Origin of the sequence: Trinickia sp. (assembly GCF_036503415.1) — a bacterium.
Taxonomy (GTDB): domain Bacteria; phylum Pseudomonadota; class Gammaproteobacteria; order Burkholderiales; family Burkholderiaceae; genus Trinickia.
This window is the reverse complement of record NZ_DASXWY010000216.1, coordinates 1-1,916: the sequence shown is the minus strand read 5'-3', so window position 1 is coordinate 1,916 and position 1,916 is coordinate 1. Positions and strand designations below refer to the sequence as shown.

At 65.3% G+C, this 1,916-nt stretch carries 2 protein-coding genes and 1 pseudogene; 1 reads left to right on the top strand and 2 read right to left on the bottom strand.

All coding sequences use genetic code 11. From position 1 onward, the window contains the following. Nucleotides 1-558, top strand: a pseudogene (locus VGL01_RS24920) (penicillin-binding protein 1C); the annotation flags it as partial. Nucleotides 559-568: 10 nt separating this feature from the next. On the opposite strand, the gene VGL01_RS24915 reads toward VGL01_RS24920, so the two are convergent. Continuing rightward, nucleotides 569-967, bottom strand: coding sequence for a hypothetical protein (locus VGL01_RS24915; RefSeq protein WP_331574167.1), 399 nt, complete (start codon nt 965-967; stop codon nt 569-571). 642 nt (nt 968-1,609) lie between these two features. Continuing rightward, nucleotides 1,610-1,916, bottom strand: a 307-nt coding sequence (locus tag VGL01_RS24910; RefSeq protein WP_331574165.1) for an HAD-IA family hydrolase, incomplete at its 5' end; no start/stop codon positions are given.

Below are 1,916 nucleotides of genomic sequence, written 5' to 3'. Positions count from 1 at the left end.
GACGTATCCGGTGTGACGGGCGCTTCGCCGATCTGGGCGGCGATTGTCGGGTATTTGCATCGACGGGTTCCGAGCGCGGCGCCTCGTCCGCCGAAAGGCGTCGTGCAAGCGCGCGTGAGCTTCGAGCGCAATATCGAGCCCGCTCGCGACGAATGGTTCATCAGCGGAACGCAGATGCCGGTGGTCGATCTGGCGGCGAATGCTGGATCGGCGGGTGAGGCCGCCATACACGCAATGGAGGCGCGGCGTGGTGTATCGCGCGATGTGCCTGGCGCGAACGGCGCGGCTCGCATCAACTCGCCCACCGACGGAACGCTGTTCGCGCTCGATCCCGATATTCCCCCCGCACGGCAGCGCATCGTTTTCGAACGTGCGCGCGGGGCCTCCGAGGCGAGCGTGTGGCGGCTCGATGGCAAGATGCTGGGCCATGGCGACCGCTTGACGTGGCTGCCGTGGCCGGGCCGCCATGTGCTCGAACTCGTCGACGCGGACGGATCGAGCGCCGATACGGTTCGCTTCGAAGTACGCGGCGCGGTGGCAAAAGGTAAAAAGCCGTAGCGTTCCTTGCCTACGGCAACGGCGGCGATTCAGAGCGTTCTCCCGAAAGCTCGGAAGCCCTCGCATACAACGCTTCCAACATCCGTCCCGAAGTACCGTCCTCGAGTTCCGAGATCACTTGGCTGATTCCCAGTGGGCCTTCGGATTTCGTCGTCAGCGCTGGACGGCGGGCGAGCAGTTCGATCAGCTCAGGGCCATAGATGGACGCGTACCGGGAAAGTTGAGCGGGCGTATATCCCAGCTCATGGACGAGCTGCGCCTGGTGGCGCGCGAGGGCCTCGATCGAACCGGCACCGGCTGTATGCCGGGCCGCGTCCGCGATCCCGGTGCTGGTGAACCCTGCATGACGAAGCGCTTCGTCGTACTGGCGCATCGCGCCGACGATTTCCTCGAGGTCGGCGCATGGCATGAGCGATTGGATATCGATTGCCCGGTAGCCCCTTCGCTCCAACCATTCGCGATTGTCGTGCAGGACGCGCGCGGCTGTTGGACGATTCGATTCGCCCGCGAGAGAAACGAGATGTTCGAGCGTTGCATGCGAATAAGTAGGCTGTGCGAGTTCCTCGTACGGCGGACCCGGCGGGTCGGCGGACGCCGCTCCGTCTGTTCGAGGATGGCGGAACGCAACCCGCGTGTGGTGCCCCGCTTGCCGCGCCGGCGGAGGGCGTCCGCCCGGCGTCAACGATTCTCGTTTGGAAGCACCATGAGCTTCGCTGTGCGGGCCAGAATCGACGGGACTTCCGTCCTGATTGTCGCTATTCACCGCCCGGCGGGCGCCGTCGCTGTTCACGGGTCCGACGCCGGTCATGGATGAGCCCTCCTGAATGCACTGCGGCGAGTGTAGCCGCGGCTCGCCAGCACAAGGCGCGCGGTGCGAAGCCGGGCGGCCGAAAGCGAATTTGCGCACGCCGTGCGGCAAGGAGACCGCTACTATCGTTATTCGCTCGCGTTCGACAGTTCGATACAGACCACCGCAACGGGCAGTTCGCCGTCTGCGCGGTGTGGCCGATCAGGGGCGAGTGAAGCTTTCGGTGGGACGTCCGATCTTCGATTACGGGCGCGCAGCCACTTCATCCAGATGCGCGAGCAAGTCGGCTGGGTCCTCATAGACGCGCAGCGCGCCGGCTTTTTCGAGTTCCTCGGTCCCATACCCGCCCGATAGCAAGCCGACACCGAGCGCGCGGCAACGGCGGGCCGCGAGCATATCCCAGACACTGTCGCCCACCACGACAGCGGTCTCGATCGATACACCGAGACGTTCGGCCGCCGCGATGAAGAGATCGGGATCGGGTTTGGCGTGCTTGACCTGATCGCGCGTGACGACCACGGTCGTGCCCGGATCGACACCGAGCGATTCG